Genomic DNA, 3,834 nt, shown 5'->3' on the forward strand with positions numbered 1-3,834 from the left:
CGAGGCGATACCTAAATATCTTTCGCGGAGAACCAGCTATTTCCCAGTTTGATTGGCCTTTCACCCCTAACCACAAGTCATCGGAGTCTTTTTCAACAGACACCCGTTCGGTCCTCCAGTGAGTGTTACCTCACCTTCAACCTGCTCATGGCTAGATCACTAGGTTTCGGGTCTAATACAACGAACTTGACGCCCTATTCAGACTCGCTTTCGCTACGCCTTCGCCTATCGGCTTAAGCTTGCTCGTTAAATTAAGTCGCTGGCCCATAATACAAAAGGTACGATGTCACCCAGAACGTATCTTGGGCTCCATCTGTTTGTAGGTGTCCGGTTTCAGGTCTATTTCACTCCCCTCGTCGGGGTGCTTTTCACCTTTCCCTCACGGTACTGGTTCACTATCGGTCGCTGAGGAGTACTTAGGCTTGGAGGGTGGTCCCCCCGCGTTCAGACAGGATTTCACGTGTCCCGCCTTACTCGTGGATACATCATCGCATTACTCGTACGGGGCTATCACCCTCTAAGGCCCAGCTTTCCTGACTGGTTCCGATTGTCTTTGATGTATCACTGGCCTGGTCCGCGTTCGCTCGCCACTACTAACGGAGTCTCTGTTGATGTCCTTTCCTCCAGGTACTTAGATGTTTCAGTTCCCTGGGTTTGCTTGAAACCTCCTATGTATTCAGAAGTCTCATACCTTCTCTTGATAACCGGAAATCCAAAACCTCTTCGATCGAAATCTAAAGGTCCAGGAATCTCACATTTCTGTTCGAACCCCACACCACAGTCTTTCGACTGAGGTCTTGGAGTTCCGGCTATCGAAGGTGGGTTTCCCCATTCGGAAATCCATGGATCAAAGCTTCTTCGCAGCTCCCCACGGCTTATCGCAGCGTAGCACGTCCTTCATCGCCTCTCAGCGCCAAGGCATCCACCGAACACCCTTAAGGCACTTGATTGCTCTCATTATCAATGTCCACACACTCGGCAGAATGTTGTCTGCAGAATTACCTTGCGGCACGCGCCCTCGATGAACGCTATCTGCAGCCGGACAATGATTAGAAAGACCAGCTTGCTTCGTAAGATCGTTCCGATAGCGAGGCGGTCAAGCTTCGCTAAAAGGATCATTTACAACTCGCTTGTCTCTCAAGCGCAGCCTTGTGAGCTACCTTTGAAAGACGCACGAGCGCCGAAATGATCCGGAGATAATGAAGTCTCGCGTGGCAATTGCTTGCCGCACGATCCAACTCGGATCGATCTCCTCTTTACGATGTCAGAAATCACGCAGCTTACTGTCTATCCAGACTAGTAAGTGCGAAGTGATGTTCGCGGACGACGGTACAAGATCTCGGTGATCAAACCATCTGGTGGAGCCAGACGGGATCGAACCGACGACCTCATGCTTGCAAAGCACGCGCTCTCCCAGCTGAGCTATGGCCCCGTAACCAGAAGACGAATGCTCACTCGATGAAAGTGGTGGGCCTGGGAAGACTTGAACTTCCGACCTCACGCTTATCAAGCGCGCGCTCTAACCAACTGAGCTACAAGCCCCTAACGCATATCCTGTTAAGGACCAGGGATTCTGCAGCTCGCAGCCCCAGCGCGTGTTCGTCCGCGAAGAAAGAGAAACGTAGACGGCGAAATCCCGCCAATGCAGCTCAACGATCTGGCGATCTGTTGGCCACTGATGTTTCTAAAACGGTTCGATAGAAGCAAGCTTCTGAAGAACCATCCTTAGAAAGGAGGTGATCCAGCCGCAGGTTCCCCTACGGCTACCTTGTTACGACTTCACCCCAGTCGCTGACCCTACCGTGGCCGGCTGCCTCCCTTGCGGGTTAGCGCACCGTCTTCAGGTAAAACCAACTCCCATGGTGTGACGGGCGGTGTGTACAAGGCCCGGGAACGTATTCACCGTGGCGTGCTGATCCACGATTACTAGCGATTCCAACTTCATGGGCTCGAGTTGCAGAGCCCAATCCGAACTGAGACGGCTTTTTGAGATTTGCGAAGGGTCGCCCCTTAGCGTCCCATTGTCACCGCCATTGTAGCACGTGTGTAGCCCAGCCCGTAAGGGCCATGAGGACTTGACGTCATCCCCACCTTCCTCGCGGCTTATCACCGGCAGTCTCCTTAGAGTGCTCAACTAAATGGTAGCAACTAAGGACGGGGGTTGCGCTCGTTGCGGGACTTAACCCAACATCTCACGACACGAGCTGACGACAGCCATGCAGCACCTGTGTTCCAGGCTCCGAAGAGAAGGTCACATCTCTGCGACCGGTCCTGGACATGTCAAGGGCTGGTAAGGTTCTGCGCGTTGCGTCGAATTAAACCACATGCTCCACCGCTTGTGCGGGCCCCCGTCAATTCCTTTGAGTTTTAATCTTGCGACCGTACTCCCCAGGCGGAATGCTTAAAGCGTTAGCTGCGCCACTAGTGAGTAAACCCACTAACGGCTGGCATTCATCGTTTACGGCGTGGACTACCAGGGTATCTAATCCTGTTTGCTCCCCACGCTTTCGTGCCTCAGCGTCAGTATCGGGCCAGTGAGCCGCCTTCGCCACTGGTGTTCTTGCGAATATCTACGAATTTCACCTCTACACTCGCAGTTCCACTCACCTCTCCCGAACTCAAGATCTTCAGTATCAAAGGCAGTTCTGGAGTTGAGCTCCAGGATTTCACCCCTGACTTAAAGACCCGCCTACGCACCCTTTACGCCCAGTGATTCCGAGCAACGCTAGCCCCCTTCGTATTACCGCGGCTGCTGGCACGAAGTTAGCCGGGGCTTATTCTTGCGGTACCGTCATTATCTTCCCGCACAAAAGAGCTTTACAACCCTAGGGCCTTCATCACTCACGCGGCATGGCTGGATCAGGGTTGCCCCCATTGTCCAATATTCCCCACTGCTGCCTCCCGTAGGAGTTTGGGCCGTGTCTCAGTCCCAATGTGGCTGATCATCCTCTCAGACCAGCTACTGATCGTCGCCTTGGTGAGCCATTACCTCACCAACTAGCTAATCAGACGCGGGCCGATCTTTCGGCGATAAATCTTTCCCCGTAAGGGCTTATCCGGTATTAGCACAAGTTTCCCTGTGTTGTTCCGAACCAAAAGGTACGTTCCCACGCGTTACTCACCCGTCTGCCGCTGACGTATTGCTACGCCCGCTCGACTTGCATGTGTTAAGCCTGCCGCCAGCGTTCGCTCTGAGCCAGGATCAAACTCTCAAGTTGGACTTGAACTTTGAACCGGCTGATCACAACGTTTGACGAGGTCCCACCATTTATCGACCGAAGTCGACGTGCTGCCTGCGATTCACATCGCTGGCAACGATGGTGTTTCCTTGAAAACGTGTACCGCCGAAGTCTTTCGTCCGGTCTCGATCCAAAAAAGCCGAAGCTTTCCAGAAGCGAGACCCGCAAGGACTCCGCCGTCCACGTTTCTCTTTCTTCATCTTCACTTGTCAAACAGCCCGAGACCGCCAAGGCCTCAACCTTCCAGAGAGGAAGGGTTCCGACACCCTTACCGACGATGAATGAACTCCAATCGACTTCCGTCGACTGTTGTGTCACTCAACAAGGTGAGGAGCATCAGTGGCGCGTTCGCTCGCCTTGGTCAGTGACCCGGCGGCGCCGCGCTCAGTGGTCGGGTTATAGGCCCCCGCACTCGGGATTGTCAACGCCCATTGTCAACAAATCGTCGCACGGTGGATCATGGAAAAAATTCAAGCGTTTCCAATCGATTAGCCGGGACGTGAGCGCGGTGGCCGGGACGGGGCGGCAAAAAATCTGAAAAAAAGTTTGCCCGCCGGCGGGCTCCGGAGGGCGCTATAAAGCCACCCTTCCCGCC

The 3,834-nt window shown here is 53.8% G+C and carries 2 tRNA genes and 2 rRNA genes (1 of these 4 running past the window's edge); all 4 read right to left on the reverse strand.

The features are described from left to right. Positions 1–950: ribosomal RNA gene (locus IVB28_RS27495) — 23S ribosomal RNA — on the reverse strand; it reaches 1,923 nt to the left of the window's first position. A gap of 406 nt (positions 951–1,356) precedes the next feature. After that, positions 1,357–1,432 (reverse strand) — tRNA-Ala (locus tag IVB28_RS27500). Between the two features lie 33 nt (positions 1,433–1,465). Next, positions 1,466–1,542, reverse strand: a tRNA-Ile gene (locus tag IVB28_RS27505). 187 nt (positions 1,543–1,729) lie between these two features. Then, a 16S ribosomal RNA gene (locus IVB28_RS27510) occupies positions 1,730–3,218 on the reverse strand. Together the 16S and 23S rRNA genes with 2 tRNA genes alongside form the textbook arrangement of a ribosomal RNA operon. Between the last annotated feature and the right edge of the window lie 616 nt (positions 3,219–3,834).

The sequence above is a fragment of the Bradyrhizobium sp. 199 genome, from assembly GCF_023073355.1.
GTDB lineage: Bacteria > Pseudomonadota > Alphaproteobacteria > Rhizobiales > Xanthobacteraceae > Bradyrhizobium.